The organism is Pedobacter sp. T50_32, assembly GCF_057652195.1.
Genome location: NZ_JBYFBY010000002.1, coordinates 1168990 through 1191214 on the forward strand (window position 1 = coordinate 1168990; position 22225 = coordinate 1191214).

A 22225-nucleotide genomic window follows, 5' to 3' on the forward strand; every position below is an offset into this window, starting at 1 on the left:
TTGAAACCGCCAACCTAAAACTGTCATTTATCTTTTCTTAAAACGTGATTTGTTTTCCTAAATAATAATCTATCACTTTAGATTTGAATAACAAGTCGTACTTGGCCTGTATCATATCTATCTCCGCCTTATTTCTGTTAGTTTGGGCTGTACTAAATTCAACAGAGTTTGCTAAACCTACATTGTAACGCTGTTCAATTACAAAAAAAGCATCTTTCTGCGCTGCAAAAGCATTTGTGGTCGATTCGTACCTACTCTCAGCCGCTCTTAAATCTGCCACCGCCTGAAAAATCACTTTGTTCAAATTATTCCTAGAAAGCTGTTCATCTACTTGCGCATTTTGGTAGCTGATCCTCGCTCTTCTAACATTTGAACGAGCAGTAAATCCATTAAATACAGGAATAGAAAGACTAAAACCAACAAACTGGTTAAAGTTATCTTGAATTTGTGAACCAAAAGTATAAACTGATGACGTCCTTAAAATATCGGGAATTTCGGTTATAACTTCTTGTCGCGTACCCCTCACTTCCCCTATCACAACCTCTTTAAGTCCATTATTTACCTCGATTACTTTTGGTTTTATACTAGAATAGTTTGTTCCTAAACCGCCACCAAAAGATAAACGAGGATAATAAGTTCCACGGGCAATGTCGATACCTCGTTGCGCAGCTTGCGTTCTTAACGATGCCAATTTGATATCAGGAAAAACGCTAAGTGCTGTGGCAACAACCTCTGGGGCACTGTAATTATTTTTAGCGTAAGTTATTGCATCTACCAAAGGAGCCTGTACTTCAAATTTATTATCAGATGGCAACTCCATTAACTGGTTAAGTGTTAAATAAGAAATTGCTAGGTTATTTTGTGCATTGGTTACCTCCAATTCTGAAATTGCTACTTGCGATTTAGCCTGAGAAACATCTGCCAAGGTTTTATTACCAGCATCTAATAATTGTTGTTGCTGATTTGCCGTTTGTTTAGCTACCACCAATTGAGCTTCGGCCGCTTTTAACAAATCTTTATTGAACAAAATTTGCATGTAAGAGGTCACTACCTGTAGTATCAGATCGTTTTTAACTTTCTCTACATTAGCCTTATCAGCATCTAACAACAACTTATTTTGTTTAATCTGATTAATTTTCTGACCGCCAGCAAATAAATCCACGTTTCCATTAAGACTTGCGGTTGCAGAATTAAACTGTTGACTAATAAACTGGTAGGTAGATGGATCAATACTTCTACCGAAGTTTCTATTTCCATTAATGTTTCCGCTGATTGACGGCAACAATGCATTTTTTGATTGCCCGTAGTTTTCATCGGATAGTGCGGCACTAAACTGCGCTTGTTTTACCTGTAAATTGTTTTGCAACGTTTTGTCTACCGCTTGCTGAATGGTAATCAGTTCTTGGGCATTTGCCGCAAAACTTGCTACAGACAAAGACAATGCAGAAAACACAAAGCTTATTTTGGAAAATTGTCTCATAAATTAGTTCACAATTATAACATAAACTACAGATGGTTTCATAAATTTTTAAAACAAGCTTAAATATTTAATTTTACAGCATGTATACTGTTAGGCCACCCTTTTTTCTCAAATGGTTTTATCCCTATTTAATTTGGAATAGAGAGCGTAAAGATACCAAAGAAAAAGTCGTTTATCTCACCTTTGACGATGGGCCAATACCAAATGTTACAGATTTTGTGCTAAATACCCTAAAAAGTTTCGGCGTTAAAGCAACTTTTTTCTGCATTGGCGATAATATACAAAAACATCCACAAGTCTTCGAACGTATTAAAAATGATGGGCACGCCGTGGGCAACCACACCTACAATCACTTAAAAGGATGGAAAACCGATGATGAAACTTACATAGAAAATTTCTGGAAATGCCAAGAATTGACTGCAACCAACCTGTTCCGTCCACCTTACGGAAGGATTAAGAAAAGTCAAATCAGTCAATTAATTAACAGTTCGCAGTCAACAGTTGGCAAGGAACTGAAAACTGAAAACCGAGAACTGCAAATTATCATGTGGGATGTCTTGAGTGGCGATTTCGACGTCAAGCTATCTCCAGAAAAGTGCTATGAAAACGTAATTAAAAACACCAGAAATGGCTCCATCATTGTCTTTCACGATAGTTTAAAAGCTTGGAAAAGGCTGGAATATGCGTTACCAAAAGCGATTGAACATCTACTTTCAAAAGGATATCGTTTCGAAAAATTGTAAAAAATTTAGAAAAGCAGAGTACGCCTCATTTCTGTCACGAAAGTCCCGCTTTCCGCTAATACCGATAAAATCGGTACGCTACAATCGGGTTTAATTTGCAAAACCTACGTAAATGAACAAAATTAGTTTAGCACAACGTTTATGGATTTCGGCAAATATTCTCATCCTTAACACAGAAATTATAAACAAACTTTATATTAGCCATCAAATTATCTTACAATGACCACAGTATCTAAATTTCTATTGGCTCTTTTAATCGGCACAACTGTACTTTCAGTAAATGCTCAAGAAAAAGAATTTACCGTTAGCACAAAAAGGAACGACGACAAAAGCGTTACTCTCACCGCAGAAAAAACTTCTCCCGGAACTTATACAGTGGTGCTCAACTTCAGAGAACTCACTAACAGTAGTGTTGGAAACCCTGTTTACAGAGTACGGAATAGCGGAGAAAACTTTCTCACGCTAACCCCAGACAATAAAAGTCAAGGTATCAGCTTGTCTTACAGTTTTAGTTTTATCAGAGGTGAACTGAACCCAAAATTTAGTCCGCTTTTTTTATATGCACTGCCTTACGGCAAGGGAAAGAAAACCAGAGCAGTAGAATCTACTTTTTTAAGAGCAACTTATTTTGGTTCTTCTACCCCAGCCGACTGGAAATCCTACAGATTTTACACAGAAGAAGCTGACACCGTTACTGCAATTAGAAAAGGGATTGTAGTTAGTGTTTCGGACGTTTATGATCAAGACACCAAAGATCTAAAATACACCAGCAAAGTAAATACCGTAATTGTAGAGCATGCAGATGGCACACTAGCTAATTACAAAGGTTTCAAAAAAGGCATTTTCGTAAAAGAAGGACAAACTGTGTTTCCCGGCACGCCATTAGGAATGAACGATATCACAAACGAACGTTACGGTATTTCACTGATGATTACCTATTTAAAATCTTCAAACTTTGGGGGCAACAAAAGCTCAGATTCTAAAGAAAGTGAAAGTCTTTATGGTTTTATCACTCCTTATTTCTGTACCACAGAAAACGCGAATGGAATTTTAACCAGTCAAAAATATTATAGCTCGGCAATAACTCCAGAAGTGATCCAAAAAGAGATGACCAAAAAGGAAATTAAGAACTTAGGGAAGAAGTAGACCTTCCAATCTACGTTCATGCCTATTTCTGTTTATGTTATGTAATTTTCCACATTTATTTCTATTTAAAAGGAATTTAAAACCATCTAATTAGCTGTTTAAATTGCTTTTAAAGGTTGATTTTTGTATTTTTGTTTTGATTAAAAATCAACCTTTTTAATTATAAACAAACACAAATTTTAATACACAAACACTGCTCTTGTAAAAGTAGGTTTATATAAACCTGAACCTTTAACGAAAGCAAACCATCTAAGATGAGCATTTACAACGATTATATTCAAGAGATCGAAGACAGAAAAACTCAAGATCTTCATCCAAAACCAATTGATAGCGCCGAATTACTGAGCGAGATCATTACCCAAATCAAAAGTGTTAACAATATCAATAGAACAGACGCTGTTAACTTTTTTATATACAACACCCTGCCGGGAACTACAGCTGCAGCTGGTGTAAAAGCACAATTTTTAAAAGAAATTATTGCAGGCGAAGTTGTTGTTGCAGAAATCACTCCTGATTTTGCTTTCGAACTATTGTCGCACATGAAGGGCGGTCCTTCTATCAAAGTTTTGTTAGATATCGCATTAGCTGATAATGGAGACAAAGCTCATAAAGCTGCGAATGTACTTAAAACACAAGTTTTCTTATACGATGCCGATACGGACCGTTTGAAAGACGCTTACAACAACGGTAATGAAATTGCCAAAGAAATTTTAGAGAGTTACGCTAAAGCAGAGTTCTTTACCGAGTTACCTGCTGTTGCCGAAGAAATTAAAGTGGTAACCTTTATTGCTGGTATTGGCGATATTTCTACAGATTTATTATCACCAGGCAACCAAGCACACTCACGTTCAGATCGTGAATTGCATGGGAAGTGCATGATCACCCCAGAAGCTCAGGCAGCTATTAGGGAGTTACAGGCACAACATCCAGACAAAAGTGTGATGTTGGTAGCTGAAAAAGGCACAATGGGTGTAGGTTCTTCACGTATGTCGGGCGTAAATAACGTAGCACTTTGGACAGGAAAACAGTCTAGTCCTTATGTTCCTTTCGTAAACATTGCCCCAATTGTGGGCGGTACCAACGGCATCTCTCCTATCTTCTTAACTACAGTTGATGTAACTGGCGGTATCGGTATCGACCTTAAAAACTGGGTAAAGAAAACTGATGAATTAGGTAATGTTGTACGTAACGAAAATGACGAACCAATTTTAGAGGAAGTATATGCTGTAGCAACAGGAACGGTTCTTACCATCAACACCAGAACTAAAAAATTATACAACGGCGACCAAGAGTTAATCGATATTTCGAAAGCCTTAACGCCACAAAAAATGGAGTTTATCAAAGCTGGTGGTTCTTACGCTATCGTTTTTGGTAAAAAAATCCAAACTTTTGCCGCTAGAACTTTAGGCATCGAAGCTCCGGTAGTATTTGCTCCAGCCAAAGAAGTATCTATCGAAGGTCAAGGCTTAACTGCTGTAGAAAAAATCTTCAATAAAAATGCAGTAGGCTTAGCACCAGGCAAGGTTTTACATGCAGGTTCTGATGTTCGTGTAGAAGTAAACATTGTAGGTTCGCAAGATACCACAGGCTTAATGACTGCCCAAGAATTAGAGGCAATGGCTGCTACAGTTATCTCTCCAATTGTTGATGGCGCTTACCAATCGGGTTGCCACACCGCATCTGTTTGGGATAAAAAAGCACAAGCCAACATCCCGAAACTAATGAAGTTCATGAACGAGTTTGGGGTAATTACCGCTCGCGATCCTAAAGGAGAATATCACTCAATGACTGATGTGATCCATAAGGTATTGAATGATATTACCATTGATGAATGGGCAATCATTATCGGTGGCGACTCGCACACACGTATGTCTAAAGGTGTGGCTTTCGGTGCAGATTCTGGTACAGTAGCCTTAGCTTTAGCAACTGGCGAGGCTTCGATGCCAATTCCAGAGTCGGTTAAAGTAACCTTCAAAGGCGCAATGAAAGAGCACATGGATTTCCGTGATGTGGTTCACGCTACGCAATTGCAGATGTTACAACAGTTTGATGGCGAAAACGTATTCCAAGGTCGTATCATTGAGGTGCACATTGGTACTTTGCTAGCTGACCAAGCTTTCACATTTACCGATTGGACTGCAGAAATGAAAGCTAAAGCTTCTATCTGTATTTCGCAAGATGACACTTTAATTGCTTCGTTAGAAATTGCGAAAAGCCGTATCCAAATCATGATTGACAAGGGAATGGACAACCATAACCAAGTGCTACAAGGTTTGATCAACAAAGCAAACAAACGTATCGAGGAAATTAAATCAGGTATCAAACCTGCTTTAACGCCTGATGATAATGCTAAATATTATGCTGAGGTAGTAATTGACTTGGATATCATTAACGAGCCAATGATTGCCGACCCAGACGTAAACAACGCTGACGTTTCTAAGCGCTACACACACGATACCATTAGAGATTTAACTTTCTACGGTGGCGATAAAAAAGTAGACCTTGGTTTCGTAGGTTCTTGTATGGTACACAAAGACGACTTGAAGATTGTTTCTCAAATGTTGAAAAACGTAGAAACACAAACTGGCACTGTATCATTTAAAGCGCCATTGGTAGTTGCTGCACCAACTTACAATATCATTGATGAGTTAAAAGCAGAAGGCGACTGGGAATATTTACAAAAATACTCTGGTTTCGAATTCAGCGATGCGCTACCTAAAAGCGTGGCTCGTACCGAATACGAAAACATCATGTACCTAGAGCGTCCAGGTTGTAACTTGTGTATGGGTAACCAAGAAAAAGCGGCTAAAGGCGATACAGTAATGGCAACTTCTACACGTTTATTCCAAGGTCGTGTAGTAGAAGATAGAGATGGTAAAAAAGGAGAATCATTATTGGCATCTACGCCAGTGGTAGTTCTTTCTGCTATCTTAGGTCGTATTCCCAACATCGAAGAATATAAAGCAGCAGTAGAAGGTATTAACTTAACCAAGTTTACGCCAATTTCTACGAAACAATAAAAACAAATTTAAAAATAAGAAGAGGCCAGCCGGATGTATCGGGCTGGCCTTTTTGTTTATGCAAACAATTGCATAGAATGTTTTTAAATAAGACAAATTGACAAAACTCAAAAACAAGTCTGTTAAAAATTGTTTAATTTAGATAGCATCGTTAATAACAATAATTATAAAGAACAATTATGGCTTTTGATATAGAAATGATTAAAAAGGTTTATGCAACTTTTGGCGAACGCGTAGATGTAGCTCGCGAATTAGTTGGCAGACCTTTAACGCTTTCAGAAAAAATATTATATGCTCACCTTTGGGATGGCAAAAAACCAAATAAATCGTTTACTCGTGGTACCGACTACGTAGACTTTGCTCCAGATAGAGTAGCAATGCAAGATGCAACTGCACAAATGGCATTATTGCAGTTTATGCAAGCTGGCCGACCTAAAGTTGCGGTACCTTCTTCTGTACATTGCGATCACTTAATCACAGCCAAATTAGGTGCCGAAATTGATTTACCTCATGCTAAAACTGAAAGTGCAGAAGTTTTCGACTTCCTTTCATCAGTTTCGAATAAATATGGTATTGGCTTCTGGAAACCAGGTGCAGGTATCATCCACCAAGTAATCTTAGAAAACTATGCTTTTCCTGGCGGAATGATGATTGGTACTGATAGCCACACCGTAAATGCTGGTGGCTTAGGTATGCTTGCAATTGGTGTTGGCGGTGCTGATGCCTGCGATGTAATGGCTGGCTTGCCTTGGGAGCTTAAGTTCCCGAAACTGATTGGCGTAAAATTAACTGGTAAATTAAACGGATGGACTTCTGCTAAAGATGTGATCTTGAAAGTTGCTGGTATTTTAACCGTAAAAGGGGGTACTGGCGCTATTGTAGAATACTTTGGCGACGGAGCCATTAACCTAAGTTGTACTGGTAAAGGCACCATCTGTAACATGGGTGCTGAAATTGGCGCAACCACTTCTACTTTCGGTTACGATGAAAGTATGGAACGTTATTTACGTGCTACCAATCGTGCTGATGTAGCTGATGCCGCAAACGCAGTGAAAGAACATTTAACCGGAGATGCGGAAGTTTATGCATCACCAGAGAAATATTTCGATCAATTAATTGAAATTAACTTAGATGAATTAGAACCTTACTTGAATGGTCCATTTACACCAGATTTGGCTACGCCTATTTCGCAAATGAAAGAGGTTGCCGCAGCTAATGGATGGCCAACTAAAGTAGAATGGGGTTTAATTGGTTCTTGCACCAACTCATCTTACGAAGATTTATCTCGTGCTGCATCGGTTGCTAAACAAGCTATCGATAAAGGCTTAGGCAAAAAAGCCGAATTCGGTATTAACCCAGGTTCTGAGCAGGTACGTTACACTGCAGAGCGTGATGGTTTGTTGGGTACGTTTACTGATTTAGATGCAACTATTTTTACCAACGCTTGTGGTCCTTGTATTGGTATGTGGGACAGAACAGGTGCCGAAAAAGCGGAGAAAAACACGATCGTACACTCATTCAACCGTAACTTTGCTAAGCGTGCCGATGGTAACCCTAACACTTATGCATTTGTAACTTCTCCAGAAATTGTAGCTGCAATTGCTATTGCTGGCGATTTAGGTTTTAATCCACTTACAGACACTTTAACGAACGACAAAGGCGAGCAAGTAAAATTAGACGAACCAACAGGTTGGGAATTGCCTGAAAAAGGTTATGCGGTAGAAGATGCAGGTTTTCAAGCTCCGGCAGAAGACGGTTCGAATGTAGAAGTTGCCGTTTCTCCTACCTCTCACCGTCTACAATTGTTAGACCCATTTGCACCTTGGGAAGGCACAGATTTGAAAGGCTTGAAACTATTAATCAAAGCTAAAGGCAAATGTACTACCGACCATATTTCTATGGCTGGTCCGTGGTTAAAATTCCGTGGCCACTTAGATAATATCTCTAACAACATGTTAATTGGTGCGGTAAATTACTTCAACGACAACACTGACGATATCAAGAACCAATTGACTGGCGAGTACGGACCTGTTCCAGCTACGCAACGTGCATACAAAGCAGAAGGCATTGGTTCTATCGTTGTCGGCGACGAAAACTACGGCGAAGGTTCATCTCGTGAGCACGCAGCTATGGAGCCCCGTCACTTGGGCGTTCGTGCGGTTTTGGTAAAATCTTTTGCCCGTATCCACGAAACCAACTTGAAAAAACAAGGCATGTTGGGCTTAACGTTTGCAGACAAAGAAGATTACAATAAAATCCAGGAAGATGATACCATCGATATCTTAGGTTTAACTGAATTTGCACCTAATAAGCCATTAACCTTGGTATTACACCACGCTGATGGATCTACAGAGCAATTTGAGGTAAACCATAGCTACAACGAACAACAAATTGAGTGGTTCAAAGCTGGTGGCGCATTAAATATCATTAGAAAAGAAGCTGCTACGAAAGCTGCACAGGCTTAATCGTCCGTAAATCTGAAAAAGACAGAAAGATAAAATCCCAATTAGTTTAAAAGCTTTTGGGATTTTTTATTTTGATATAACTGATACCTGACCACTTTATTAGAAGAGCAGTTATACTGCTACTATTTTCCCGAAAGTCTTGCTGTTCATTTCAACTCCTCGCCTACGCTATGCTTCGGCTGTGGGGTTTCCATTGCCATCAAGTCTATCTAACTATGGAATTTGCAACTATTAAAGAACTTTGCCCCTTTCAAGTAAACACATCTCTCGCTCAAGTTGGCGTCCCCGCCAACGTGCAAACAATTAACTTCAAAACATAAGCTACTCGTTGGCGGGGACGCCAACAAGGGAGAGAAAGTCTATTTAATTAAATGCTTTGCAATTTTTAAAGAGCATTGCTGCTTTCAGATAAACGTCCCTTCCGCTCACGTTTGGCGTCCCCGCCAACGTGCAAACACTTTAATAAAATTATTCTTTATAATGAGTTATAAAATCAAACGAGCTTTCACCATTCTCGTAAAACGACGCTGATGACCAATAATAATTTTCCGGCAAATCCGCTAAACTCCAGTGAGGCTGTAAGGGATTGTTATGAATATATTCTAATTTTTGCACTAAAAATTCCTCACCCCAACATTCTTTAACAACACAATCTCGTTGCCAAAATTGAAATACTCTATCGGCAAGATTGACTTGATAATTCTTTAGCTGTGTGTTACCCAACCTCTTTTTAAATTCGTGAGCAGTAAAGCTTAGCAAAGCACCCTGAACATTAGCCCTATCAAATCCGTCTGTAATTTTCCATAACAAATGAATGTGATTAGGCATTATTACAAAACCATAAATTCTGCACCTATTTTCATCCGCTAACCACCTCATGGCATTTATAACTATTTGTTTAAACTCATCGCTTAACAAATGTTGCCAATTTAAAATCGTAGCTGTAAGAAACTCTGGATGATATGATTTTAGCATTAAGAACTAGAATAGGTAGACTTAAAGCTAATAAATTTATTGATATATCAGAGTGCATACTAATCGTTGGCGGGGACGCCAACGAGGGAAAGAATTTTCACACCTTCCTAAGTTCGCGTCCCCGCCAACTTAATTATAACTTATAAATGTATTAAAGTCCGTCAAAAGCTTCATCTTCAGTTAGAAACTGCTCAATCGCATGAACATCTTTTTCGAAAACGTGCAACTGTACTCCACTTATCGAAGTATTAAACACCGGATAAACCAATGCCGCATTTTCACCTGAAAGAAAACATTCAAAACCTGCATCTAACAAGCGACCTTTAACAATATTCGCCTCCATTGGATTTTCGAAGGTTTTATAAACTACTATTTTATTATCTGCCATAAGATCTAGTTAAATTCGTGACCACACTTATAACAATGATAACACTTATTTGCTTTAAAAGGATAAATAGTCATTAAAATAGAGAGCACAGCCACCCACCAACTATGCTTATTTTTAGTAGCCAAACCATAACTTACATTGGTAGAACCACAATTTTCACAAACTACTTTATCTGCATCTTGTTCAACATCCATTTCTGGAACTTCAAGCTCTACATCATCTGCCAATAAAGCGTTAATTTGTTCCACATCCTTTTCAAAAACATTAAGCTTAACACCGCCTATTGCCTGATTAAAAAGCGGATTTATTGTTGCTACATTTTCATCCGTTAAAAAGCAGGGAATATCAGCATCTTCCAATTTCGCTTTGACGATGTTGGCTTCGATTGGGTTATAAAAAGTGCTGTAGACTATAATTTTATCGCTCATCCCTATAAATATAGAGATTTACTTCGATAAAAATTCTTGCCACCAATAACCAGATTGTTTGACGGTACGCAGTTGCGTTTTGAAATCATTATGTACAATGCCAAAACGTGCTTGGTAGCCCTCTGCCCATTCGAAGTTATCCATTAAAGTCCAAGCTAAGTAACCAGTGATATTGATACCTTCATTTTTAGCTTTTAGCATTGCGGCTAGGTAAGCTTTAAAGTATTCGGTCCTTTCGGGGTCATCAATCTTCCCATCAATTACTTTATCATGAAATGCAGCACCATTTTCAGTAACCATGATATTTTTCACTTGAGGATAAGCGGCAAACTGCTTAATGATACGATAAAAACTATCCGCATTAATTTCCCAACCCATTGCTGTATGAGAGATTTTTCTGTTCTTCGCCTTTACCTCCCAAGCTTGCACCACAGGAATAAAAGCATTGTATTTTATCACCAATGGAAAATAATTCTGCACACCGATGAAATCAAAATCAAACTTCATTCGCTCTTGATGGCGCCAAGTGGAGTGGCTGATAGAAAATTTCTCTAACACTTCCCAATCTGCCGTAGGAAACCCCATACCTAAAACAGGTTCTAAAAAGAAACGGTTCATTAAGGCATCAACTCTTTTAGCTGCCAATAAATCTTGTGCTGATTGCGTATACGGAACAATTTCCGAACATGAAAAAGCAGTTCCAATAATGGCATCCTTAACTTCTGACCTCAGAATTTTTGCCCCATCAGCTTGTGCGATGGCAGTGTGTAAAGCTGCATCGAAGAAATTACTCACACCCGTTTGCCCAGGCGCATGAACGCCCAACATATAACCCAAAGAAGTAAAACCAAAAGGCTCGTTAATTACAATCCATTGCTTTACTTTGCTACCGTATTCTTTTGCACAAAAAAGTGCATATTCGTTAAAAGCACTATTGATGCCGTAAGCAGTCCAGCCGCCTTCTTTAGACAAAGCCTCGGGCAAATCCCAATGATATAGTGTAACCATCGGTGTTAAACCTTGCTGCAAACATTCGTCTATCACACTGTGATAAAATCTAACACCTTCCTTGTTTAAGTCTCCATTACCCAAAGGAAAAATACGGGACCAAGCGATGGAAAAGCGAAAAACGGTAAAGCCTAAAGTTTTTACTAATGCAATATCTTCATGGTAACGATGATAGAAATCACAAGCTTCACTAGGGTTGTGCCCTTTTTTGGTTTTACCAGAACGTTTGGAGAAAGTATCCCAAATGCTCGGACCTTTACCATACGAATTGGCGGCACCTTCTATTTGCGCAGCTGCTGTGGCTACACCCCATAAAAAATCCTTACCAAAATCGCTGCTTTGCATTTCATCAAATAAAGTGAATAATCTGATTGTTCGGATTAAATTAAAGTTAAGTTATTGTTTTGATTGAACCTCCTAAGAAACCTAAGTTCTCTTTAGAAAAAACTATATTGATAAAATAAAACTTAGTTGTGCTAAGGTGACTGAGGTGGTAGAACCAAACTAACCTAATCCAATTTGCTTCAACAAAATTGCTGCATTAAACTTAGTGCATGGGCCTTGCTTAATTAAATAATCAAACTCCATTTCGTTACCAACCAACTGTATATCAAAATGGAAATTACGCACCGAAGCTGGATGCACTTGTTCCAACTCTGACAATTGTAAATCGTGGGTGGCGAATAAAGTTGGTGTTCCGATTTTAATCAGTTTTTCGATGAAGGCTTTAGAACCGTCAAACTTGTCTTTGCTATTAGTTCCTCGCAACATTTCATCAATTAACACGAAAGCATTTGGATGTAATTCTACTTCGCTTAATATCATTTTCAAACGGTTCAATTCTGCTTTAAAAGTAGAAGTACTTTCAATCAAATTATCCTTGATACGCATGTAAGTCAACAAACGGAAAATAGGTAAATCCATCTGCTTTGCGCAAACCGGAGCTCCCGCATAAGCCAACACCATGTTAATACCAACCGTACGAAGAAATGTACTTTTGCCAGCCATATTAGAACCTGTGATGATATCTACTGTTGGTGTTTCTCTTAGTTTATAACTGTTATCTACTCTTTTACTAGTCGGAATTAACGGATGTCCCAACTCATTAGCCTGCAAAGAAAAATCATTTTTAATGGTTGGAAACACCCAATCCGGATGGTTGTAATTCAGCGTGGCAAAAGAAATCAATTCTTCGAAATAACCAATTCTATCTACACCTTGAGCAACCTGACCGCTTACAGTTCTACTCCAATTACCAAGTTTAATGCAACATTTCAAATCCCACAGTAAAAAGAAATTGAGTACAGCGTACAAAAGGAAATTCAATCTGGCATCAAACTCGACAATGATTTTCGCCAACGCTTTAATGTGCGCACTAACTTTTTCTTCCGATTTAAATAAATCTTTAATGTATTTGCTTTTCCAAGCACGTTGTTCTGTCCATTCAATGGCATCAGCGTAACTGCTTAGCAAACCAGAACTTCCACTAAAACCATAGTAAACTGTCGTGATTTGTTTTGAATAAAAGAACGTTAGCATCGCGTTAGCAAAAGCTATCAAACCAAAAACACTCCAAAAAGCACCACCAAAAATCAACCCTGTTAAAAACAAAACCAACATTAAGTAAGGCACCAACTTTACATAAAATTTGAGCAATTTATTTGATGTAAAAGCAACCTGATTTAACAATTGGTTACCTAACTTTCGTTTAATTTCTTCAATCCTTGTTACTTCGTGACCTTTTAAGTTAGCTCTAAATGCAAAAGTAGTATCAATATGCTCTGTTAATTCTTTAATGGCTTCTTGGCGTTCTTCAATAGTTTCGCGGTTGCTAACTGTAGCTAGATGTTTCGCCAATTCTTCTACCCCAATTTTTGAAGCTCCTCTATTGATCAAAGCATAAAGCGATGATTTGCCGAAGATATCTAGATCAGAAAGGTAAGGATGGTTTTCATCTTCAAAGGCAGTACCATCATCGTATCCATTAGCTTTACCTTGTAGCAAAGCAATCTCATTTTCAAAGACCCAAAGCAAATTCTGATGGAACTTGTATTCCTTTTCTAATTTGTTTTGTCGTCTAACAACCGCAGCAAAAGTAAAGATTGGCAACACCAGTAATACAGACCAAATAGTATTGGCAGTTGTTCCTTCAGAACTCACCAAGCCAACAAAAAAGCCAATTTCTACCAGCAACAAAGCTACCCGCACAAAAGAAAGTTGATCTATTTTTTTCTTCAACACAGCGATTTCTGTTTGTTGTTCTTGTGCTGACTGTTCGTATCGTTTTAATCTATCTAGCTCGGTATTTAACATTATATTTGAAGAATTAAGCTGTAAAGATAAAAAACACAACCATTAGATGAAGATTACCTTAATTGCTATCGGAAAAACGGAGGATAAATACTTAATTGAGGGCATTGATAAGTATTTGGGACGATTGAAGCATTACATTAACTTCAACATGGTAATTATTCCAGATGTGAAAAACACTAAGAACCTTACCGAAGCACAGCAAAAAACCAAAGAAGCAGAATTGTTACTAAAGCAATTGAACAATAGCGATGTGGTGGTGTTGTTAGATGAGAAAGGTAAGAAATATACGTCTGTTCAGTTTTCAGCCTACATTAACAAACAAATGGTGGGCAGTGTACAAAACTTGGTCTTCATTATCGGCGGCCCTTACGGCTTTGACGAAAGCATTTACAAAAGATCAAATAGTAGCATTTCGCTGTCAGACATGACATTTTCTCACCAAATGGTACGTTTGTTTTTTGTAGAGCAACTTTACAGAGCTTTTACTATATTGAAAAACGAACCTTACCATCACGAATAGCACGAAAAATGCTATATTACATTATGGAAAACAACAACACAAATCATCCATTTATAAAAAGGAGGAATTATGAAACTACCAGGAGATTATAAAAGAAACTACAGATTTAGAAGCGATACCTCTAAAGAACAACGGTATTTAACGATCATGATTGCCGTAGTTATCATTGCAGCAATACTCTTATATTTTCTATAACTAACAAAGGCTGATCATTGACCAGCCTTTGTTAGTTTATACGCTTACTAACTATGAAATCTTTTTCGGTTTTGCCGACATAAAAAACACCAGCTTACCACCGTTTAAAATATCTGAATGCTTTAAAGTGTAATCATTTAGATCTTTGCCATTAAGGGTGATTTTTTTGACATAAACATTTTTCGGTCCTTGACCTACTGCCTCCACCACGAATGTTTTTCCGTTTTCTAAATTTATGGTCGCTTTATTTACCAGTGGGCTACCAATTGCGTATTCGCCTGACCCAGGCGCTACAGGGTAAAAGCCCATCGCCGAAAACATATACCAGGCACTCATCTGTCCGCAATCATCATTACCTCCCAACCCGTCTGGAGTTGGCTTATATTGCATGCTTAATATTCTGCGGACTTGAGCTTGGGTTTTCCAAGGTTGCCCAGCCCAGTTATATAGATACGGAACATGATGTGCTGGTTCATTACCATGCACATAACCACCTATAATACCTTCTCGAGTGATATCTTCTGTATCTGCGAAAAATTCATCAGGAAGGTGCATTGTAAACAAAGTGTCCAGTCTTTTTGCAAATTTTGATTTCCCTCCCATTGCCTCTGCCAAAGCACTAGGATCGTGGGGAACGAAAAAACTATAATTCCAGGAGTTTCCTTCAATAAAGCCTTGACCATGCGTACTCATAGGATCGAATTTAGCAAGCCAATTTCCATTTTCAGACTTTGGTCGCATAAAACCAGATTGCTTATCGAAATTATTTCTCCAGTTTTGTGACCGCTTTAAATATTCTTCATATATCGCAGTTTTGCCTAACTTCTTTGCCAATTGTGCAATTGCCCAATCATCATAGGCATATTCTAAAGTATTAGATACGGATATACCACTTCGCTCAGCAGGGATGTAACCTTTATCTATATAATAGCCAATTCCCTCATAATTTCGTTTATTTGAAGTGACGATACAAGCCTGCAGCGCTTTTTCCGCATCACCATTAAATACACCTTTTACAATTGCATCCGCAACTACAGAAACAGAATGATACCCACTCATACACCAATTATCATTTGCATAATGCGACCAAATAGGCAACATCTTAAGCGAATTCTGATCAAAATGTGCTAACATCGACTTCACCATATCATTGTTTCTAGAGGGTTGCACAATATTAAAAAATGGATGCAAAGCCCTATAAGTGTCCCATAAAGAAAAGGTTGTATAATTGGTAAATCCGTTGGCTTTATGAACACCCTGATCTAAGCCCTTATACTCCCCATTGGTATCCATATAAGTAGTAGGGTTTATAAAAGAATGGTATAGTGCAGTGTAAAAATTAATCATATTATCCTGATCGGTATCCACTACAATTTTACTTAATTCGTTATTCCAATTATTTTGCGCTTGTTTTTTTACGGCTTCAAAATCCCAATGCGGTATTTCTAAACGCATATTTTCTAAAGCATTTGCTTGCGAAACAGGCGATAGCGCAACTTTTACCATTACCTTTTCATTTGCCTTGGTATCAAAATCAAAATACATTTTAATATCACGGGCAGCTAACTCTGGAAAATTTTTAGTTTGATCGAATTTGCGCCAGAAACCACGATAAATCGCATTTTGATTTTCATATTTAGATCCGTAAGATTTAAACGGCTTCGAAAAACTCATCGCAAAATAGACAGTACGAGTTCTAGCCCAGCCATTAGTTTGCCTATATCCGGTAATTAACGTATCGTTCACCACACGCACATAAGTCCAAGTATTTTTGCCTTCGTAATTATAGATACCTGCGGTGAGGTCTAAAACAATATGAGATTGGTTAGATTGCGGAAATGTATACTGATGCATCCCAACTCTATTAGTAGCTGTTAATTCCGCGATTACATTATAGTCATCAAGTTTAACCTTATAATATCCCGCTTCAGCGGTTTCATTGGCATGCGAAAAACTAGAACGATAACCAGATCCAGGCTGGCTTGCAGTTCCGGGGTTCAGCTTCAACCTTCCAACAGTTGGCATCATCAAAATATCGCCCAGATCTGAGTGCCCCGTTCCACTAAAATGCGTGTGGCTAAAGCCAGTTATCGTTTTATCTTCATATTTATAGCCAGCACAATATTTGTAGACTTCTCCATTGTAACGGCCATTCAACGCATAAGACACCGTATCTGTTTCGGGACTCAATTGCACCGCCCCAAACGGAACCGTAGCTCCAGGATAAGTGTGCCCCATTTTTTCTGTGCCAATGAGCGGCTTTACATACTTTACGAAATTCTGCTGCGCAGAGACTTTTAAAAAAATGGACAACAGTCCAACTACAAGAAGTTTCTTCATATTTTAGTTTTGCTTTATTTATACCTCACAGAAATCAATTTAATGCTGAGCATACCAATGCTTTTTTAGGTTTTGGTTAAGGTAAAAATAAGAAAGCCCCGTAGCTTTTCAAAACTACGAGGCCATTTTTTTGCATTACTAAATCGATTAAGCTCCTCTTTTAGTAGGCATAGTTGCTTTTTTGGCAGGTGCAGCCGTTTTAGCGGTTGGTGCCTTCGCAGCTTTTGCTTTTGGAGCAGCTTTTGCTTTTGGAGCAGCTTTCGGCTTAGCTTCTGTTTTTTCTTCTACCTTAGGCGCATCTTCTTCTGTACCTGGAGCAGCTTCAGTAAACAAAGGCATATCTTTTAAGAAGTTATACCAAGCTAAAATCTTCTTCATATCAGAAGCATAAACTTTATCTTGATCGTGGTTTGGAGCAACTTCAATAAAGAATTTTCTTAAAGTATTGCCGTCAGCCTTAACATCAGGAATTGCAGTTTTAGTAGCTGCAATATTTGCCAAAACATCAGTTAATTTCAATTCTTCGTCTTCTCCGTAAATAGTGATATCTTCTAAAGAAGCCAATTTGGTATTCGTTAGATTAGCAATAATTTTTAATTTTTGCTCATCAAGACTCTCTAAAACATAGCCAGCTTTATTTTGTCCAATTAATTTGAACAAACCTGGCCTGCCCGAAACAGATACAATTCCTCTTAAATTCATAAATTTTATGTTAGGCGATTAGCGCAGGCATTAAGCGTTAAAAACGCCAACTACCAAACGCTCAACGCATTTAGTCTTCAATTACCTCTACAGTTAAAATTTTATCGCCTTGACGGATATCATCAACCAAGTCAACGTTTTCTACCACTTTACCGAAACAAGTGTGGTTACGGTCTAAGTGAGCAGTATTGTCTCTACTGTGGCAAACAAAAAACTGAGAACCGCCGGTGTTTCTACCAGCATGCGCCATAGAAAGCACACCTCTATCGTGATATTGATTATCGCCATCTAACTCGCAGTCAATTTTGTAACCAGGACCGCCAGTACCCGCCATGCCAGAAGCACCATCCTTAGAATTAGGACAACCACCTTGGATAACGAAATTAGGAATTACACGGTGAAAAGCTACACCATCATAAAATCCTTCTTTAGCTAATTTCTTAAAGTTAGCAACAGTTTTAGGAGCATCTTTTTCGTAGAACTCCACGGTCATATCGCCTTTTGCCGTTTTTATAATCGCTTTACCCATTTTCTTTTTTATATAAGGAAGCAAAAATACACAAATTAATTAAATGTGATAATCCGTTGATGGGATGATGAGATAATATGGAAATGAATATCATTGTCCATCGGTTCGGTAGCCCCGCTTTTCGCTACAATCTTTTTGTTTTAGGCCTCTTGTCATCCCGAGTTTCGAGGGATCTATATCCATACTGCTATAGTTTAACAGATCCTTCTCCGCCAACTGGCGGAGAAGGATGACAGCTATTAATAAACAAAAAGTATTTCCGCTTCAATCGGGTTTAATTAACAAAAACCTGTGCATCAACTTTGCATCCTTTACGTTACTCTTATTCTCTTAGCGGGCGAAAAAATAACCATAAAGCTTTTTGAAGCTTTTGCAAAGTTAGGCCAAGATAAAAACCTAAAAAATAAATATTCGACAACTATCGTCAATCATCTAAAAAGCAAAAATCTGTCTTGCTTTTCTTATTTAACGACTATCTAAATCAAGAGCCATAATTCTTCACTAACTTACACGTTTATATTTTTATTACATTCGTATCTATGCAAGGCAAAAAGTACATCCTTCTTGTTTTATTTCTGCTACTTCAAGTTGCCACAAAGGCAGCGTCTATCCTAATTTACATGGACGAAGGTCAGAAAAACCATCTTAAAGCCTACGGAATTGCCTATTGGTGCATTAAACAACAAACCGAAGTAGATTGGCTATTGAACTACCGAGGTGGTAGCTTTTTGGTAAAACATGCCAAAGCCATCGAAGATGAACTTAAAATTAGAGGTGTTTCTTACGAAGTACTCGCCGACGGAAAAGTAAGTGCCATCCTTAACGAAATCAGCGATCCAGCGATAAATATGGAAATGGTAAAGCTAGAAAAAGCACCTAAAGTTGCTGTTTATTCGCCAAAAAGCAAACTGCCTTGGGACGACGCCGTAACCCTTGTACTTACCTACGCCGAAATTCCATACGATGTAATTTATGATGACGAAATACTTAAGGATAAATTAACCACCTACGACTGGTTGCACCTTCACCACGAAGACTTCACAGGACAGTACGGACGATTTTGGTCGGCTTTTAGAAATGCCACTTGGTACCAAGAAGACGTAAAATATCAGGAAACAGCCGCTAAACGCAATGGTTTCAAGAAAGTTTCTGAGATGAAATTGGCAGTTGCCAAGCGCATCAAAGAATTTTGTGTAGGCGGCGGATTTTTATTTGCTATGTGCTCGGGCACCGACAGTTTCGATATTGCTTTATCTGCCGAAGGCGTAGATATTTTGGAAAGCATGTTCGATGGCGACGGCATGGACGCCAACGCACAATCAAAGCTAGATTATAGCAAAGCGGTAGCTTTCACCAATTTTAAATTGGATATGAACCCCTACCGATACGAATTTTCGGACATAGACGTTACTGAAACCCGTGTAGGCTTCGACAAATCCAACGATTTCTTTACCTTATTTGATTTCTCTGCCAAATGGGATTTAGTACCTACTATGCTTACCCAAAATCACGAAAAAGTGGTAAAAGGCTTTATGGGGCAAACGACAGCATTTCGTAAGAGCCTGATAAAACCTAGTATAACAGTGCTTGGCGAGAACAAAGCTGGTGCCGAGGTACGTTACCTGCACGGGGAAATTGGCAAAGGTCAGTTTAGTTTTTACAGTGGTCACGATCCAGAAGATTACCAACACCAAGTAAACGATCCACCAACCGATTTGAGTTTGCACCCAACTTCGCCGGGTTACCGATTGATTTTGAACAATGTTTTGTTTCCTGCTGCTAAAAAGAGGCCTCAAAAAACGTAGCAATGAGCTTATTGGATATTTTCGATGTTACCACCAATTTGTTGTCCCTAGGTTCTAAAGAAACAGAACCGAGCAAAATAACACCGCCCAGAGTTTTAATCATTTTTTACATACTTTTAGTTTTAAGTATAGTTCTGCTTGCAGTAGAATCAAAATCAATTGCGAATTTACAATCTCCAGTTCTATTCCTAGCACTTTTCGGCACTATTGGGATTGCGCTTTCCTTTATCATTATGTACTTTTTATGGCGAACGGGTTTAATAGAATTCTTTACCAAACGGTTTGCAGCCATCATCCTAGTCCCTGTGTTATTCTTAACAATAGCCTCAGCTAGTACTGTCAATACATCAAAAAGCGAACATGGCAGATTAGGTTTTGATTTGAAACTAGCCAAAAAGCAGTAAAATCATTATATTTGCAGCAATAAAATCAAAAACCCCACCACATGTAAGATTAAATTTCTTTCCAATTCATTAAAGACCGCAAAGCGAATTGCCTTGCCTATCCATTCATCTTTAAAGAAAGAAATTATGCTTACCCTACAAAATATTAGCTACATACATCCTAATAAGGATTTACTTTTTGATGGTATTAATTTAACCATTAATAATCACGATAAAACTGCTCTAATTGGAAACAATGGTGCGGGAAAATCAACACTCCTAAAAATAGTCGCCAACGAATTGCAGCCCACAGCTGGAAGAGTAGAGATCGAAAGTGCACCATACTACATTCCGCAGGTTTTTGGTCAGTTTAACCACTTGAGCATTGCACAAGCTTTAGGAATTGAAAGTAAACTTAATGCATTAAAACAAATCTTAGCAGGCAATGCTACGGAAGATAACTTTGCCATACTCAACGACGATTGGACACTAGAGGAACGTTGTAAAGAGGCACTGAAATATTGGCAATTGGAAGATCTTGAGCTTTCAGAACCAATGGCATCTTTAAGCGGCGGACAAAAAAACAAGGTGTTCTTGGCTGGTATCCAAATTCACCAAGCAGAATTTATACTGATGGATGAACCCAGTAACCACCTAGATGTTGCCGGAAGAGAATTATTATATCAGTTTATACAGCATACCAAAAGTACTTTACTGATCATTAGTCACGATAGGAAATTGCTTAATCTTACACAGACAGTCTGCGAGTTAACCAAAACTGGAATTCATGTTTACGGAGGGAATTACGATTTTTATGCATCACAAAAGCAAATAGCAAACAATGCATTAGCAAACAATATTCAAAGTAAGGAAAAAGCTCTACGCAAAGCGAAAGAAAAGGAACGCAAAACGCTAGAACGACAACAAAAGCAGGATGCCCGTGGTAAAAAGAAACAGGAAAAAGCTGGCGTAGCTCGTATCATGATGAATACATTACGCAATAATGCCGAAAATAGCACCGCAAAAACAAAGGACATTCATACTGAAAAAATTGGAGGAATTAATAGCGAGTTACGATCGCTACGAGCAAATGTTGCGGACATCGACAAGATGAAATTTGGTTTCGATAACACTAAACTGTACCAAGGAAAAGTTTTATTTAAGGCAATAAATCTGAATTTTAGTTACGGGAATAAGATCCTTTGGACAACAGATTTAAATTTTCAGGTGAATAGCGGCGATCGTATTGCGTTAAAAGGAGCCAACGGCTCAGGTAAAACCACCTTAATTAAAATCATCCTCGGCGATTTGGAATTTTCTCCGGACAATGTTTATCGAGCCATACCGAATGCTGTTTATATTGATCAAGATTACTCTTTAATAGATAACAATTTGTCTGTGTACGAGCAAGCACAATACTACAACAACCATGCGCTGCAAGAACATGAAGTTAAAATTAGACTTAATCGTTTCCTATTTAGTAAAGATACTTGGGATAAATCATGCAGCAGTTTAAGCGGTGGTGAAAGAATGCGTTTAGCGTTGTGCTGCCTAACCATCAAAAGCATTGCTCCTGACATGATTATTTTAGACGAACCTACCAACAATTTAGATATACAGAACATCGAAATTTTAACCGCTGCAATTAATGAATATCAAGGAACATTAATTATCGTTTCTCACGATGAACACTTTTTGGCACAGCTAAACATTGGAAGAAAAATCATGTTAAGTTAGGCGTAAATTTCCAGTATCGAACACAACATTGTATGCTTTTGTAAACAC

Annotated in this window: 17 protein-coding genes; 8 read left to right on the plus strand and 9 right to left on the minus strand. The window is 38.2% G+C overall.

What is annotated here, in order from left to right:
- Nucleotides 1-37 precede the first annotated feature (37 nt).
- Complete coding sequence (locus tag AC23ME_RS10420) at nt 38-1480, minus strand: TolC family protein (RefSeq protein ID WP_487727693.1); 1443 nt, start codon at nt 1478-1480, stop codon at nt 38-40.
- Nucleotides 1481-1560: 80 nt separating this feature from the next.
- On the opposite strand from AC23ME_RS10420, the gene AC23ME_RS10425 reads away from it, so the two are divergent.
- The 4 genes from AC23ME_RS10425 (at nt 1561) to AC23ME_RS10440 (ending at nt 8854) form a co-directional block, all read left to right on the plus strand.
- Complete coding sequence (locus AC23ME_RS10425; RefSeq protein WP_487727694.1) at nt 1561-2223, plus strand: polysaccharide deacetylase family protein; 663 nt, start codon at nt 1561-1563, stop codon at nt 2221-2223.
- 219 nt (nt 2224-2442) lie between these two features.
- Nucleotides 2443-3369: a hypothetical protein gene (locus tag AC23ME_RS10430; RefSeq protein WP_487727695.1), complete on the plus strand. Its 927-nt coding sequence runs from the start codon at nt 2443-2445 to the stop codon at nt 3367-3369.
- A 254-nt stretch (nt 3370-3623) separates the two neighbouring features.
- The gene (locus tag AC23ME_RS10435; RefSeq protein WP_487727696.1) at nt 3624-6389 is read left to right on the plus strand and encodes a bifunctional aconitate hydratase 2/2-methylisocitrate dehydratase; all 2766 of its coding nucleotides are present in this window, start codon (nt 3624-3626) and stop codon (nt 6387-6389) included.
- A 179-nt stretch (nt 6390-6568) separates the two neighbouring features.
- Nucleotides 6569-8854: an aconitate hydratase gene (locus tag AC23ME_RS10440; RefSeq protein ID WP_487727697.1), complete on the plus strand. Its 2286-nt coding sequence runs from the start codon at nt 6569-6571 to the stop codon at nt 8852-8854.
- 468 nt (nt 8855-9322) lie between these two features.
- Here the strand turns inward: AC23ME_RS10440 and AC23ME_RS10445 are convergent, their stop codons facing one another.
- The 5 genes from AC23ME_RS10445 to AC23ME_RS10465 all read right to left on the minus strand — a co-directional run bounded on the left by AC23ME_RS10445 (nt 9323) and on the right by AC23ME_RS10465 (nt 13966).
- Entirely contained in the window at nt 9323-9829 is a 507-nt protein-coding gene (locus AC23ME_RS10445) for a transposase (RefSeq protein WP_487727698.1), read from the minus strand.
- Between the two features lie 151 nt (nt 9830-9980).
- The gene (locus AC23ME_RS10450; protein ID WP_487727699.1) at nt 9981-10217 is read right to left on the minus strand and encodes a putative signal transducing protein; all 237 of its coding nucleotides are present in this window, start codon (nt 10215-10217) and stop codon (nt 9981-9983) included.
- 5 nt (nt 10218-10222) lie between these two features.
- Complete coding sequence (locus AC23ME_RS10455; RefSeq protein WP_487727700.1) at nt 10223-10645, minus strand: putative signal transducing protein; 423 nt, start codon at nt 10643-10645, stop codon at nt 10223-10225.
- An 18-nt stretch (nt 10646-10663) separates the two neighbouring features.
- Nucleotides 10664-11998, minus strand: a complete 1335-nt coding sequence (locus AC23ME_RS10460; RefSeq protein ID WP_487727701.1) for a GH1 family beta-glucosidase — start codon at nt 11996-11998, stop codon at nt 10664-10666.
- Nucleotides 11999-12157: 159 nt separating this feature from the next.
- A complete protein-coding gene (locus AC23ME_RS10465; protein ID WP_487727702.1) occupies nt 12158-13966 on the minus strand; it encodes a MutS-related protein in 1809 nt (602 codons plus the stop codon).
- A gap of 46 nt (nt 13967-14012) precedes the next feature.
- On the opposite strand from AC23ME_RS10465, the gene rlmH reads away from it, so the two are divergent.
- The gene (rlmH, locus tag AC23ME_RS10470) at nt 14013-14486 is read left to right on the plus strand and encodes a 23S rRNA (pseudouridine(1915)-N(3))-methyltransferase RlmH (protein ID WP_487727703.1); all 474 of its coding nucleotides are present in this window, start codon (nt 14013-14015) and stop codon (nt 14484-14486) included.
- Between the two features lie 246 nt (nt 14487-14732).
- Here rlmH and AC23ME_RS10475 read toward each other — a convergent pair whose 3' ends face one another.
- The 3 genes from AC23ME_RS10475 to AC23ME_RS10485 form a co-directional block, all read right to left on the minus strand.
- Nucleotides 14733-17021: a GH92 family glycosyl hydrolase gene (locus AC23ME_RS10475; protein ID WP_487727704.1), complete on the minus strand. Its 2289-nt coding sequence runs from the start codon at nt 17019-17021 to the stop codon at nt 14733-14735.
- Nucleotides 17022-17168: 147 nt separating this feature from the next.
- Complete coding sequence (locus tag AC23ME_RS10480) at nt 17169-17723, minus strand: DUF5606 family protein (RefSeq protein ID WP_487727705.1); 555 nt, start codon at nt 17721-17723, stop codon at nt 17169-17171.
- A 70-nt stretch (nt 17724-17793) separates the two neighbouring features.
- Nucleotides 17794-18252 carry a peptidylprolyl isomerase gene (locus AC23ME_RS10485; protein WP_487727706.1) on the minus strand — a complete coding sequence of 153 codons (459 nt, stop codon included), beginning with the start codon at nt 18250-18252 and terminating at the stop codon, nt 17794-17796.
- Between the two features lie 620 nt (nt 18253-18872).
- On the opposite strand from AC23ME_RS10485, the gene AC23ME_RS10490 reads away from it, so the two are divergent.
- The 3 genes from AC23ME_RS10490 (at nt 18873) to AC23ME_RS10500 (ending at nt 22177) form a co-directional block, all read left to right on the plus strand.
- Nucleotides 18873-20057 (plus strand): asparagine synthetase B, encoded by a 1185-nt coding sequence (locus tag AC23ME_RS10490; protein ID WP_487727751.1) that lies wholly within the window; start codon nt 18873-18875, stop codon nt 20055-20057.
- Nucleotides 20058-20059: 2 nt separating this feature from the next.
- On the plus strand, nt 20060-20461 hold the full coding sequence (locus AC23ME_RS10495; RefSeq protein ID WP_487727707.1) for a hypothetical protein: 402 nt from the start codon (nt 20060-20062) through the stop codon (nt 20459-20461).
- Nucleotides 20462-20587: 126 nt separating this feature from the next.
- Nucleotides 20588-22177: an ABC-F family ATP-binding cassette domain-containing protein gene (locus AC23ME_RS10500; RefSeq protein WP_487727708.1), complete on the plus strand. Its 1590-nt coding sequence runs from the start codon at nt 20588-20590 to the stop codon at nt 22175-22177.
- The last annotated feature ends 48 nt before the right edge of the window (nt 22178-22225 follow it).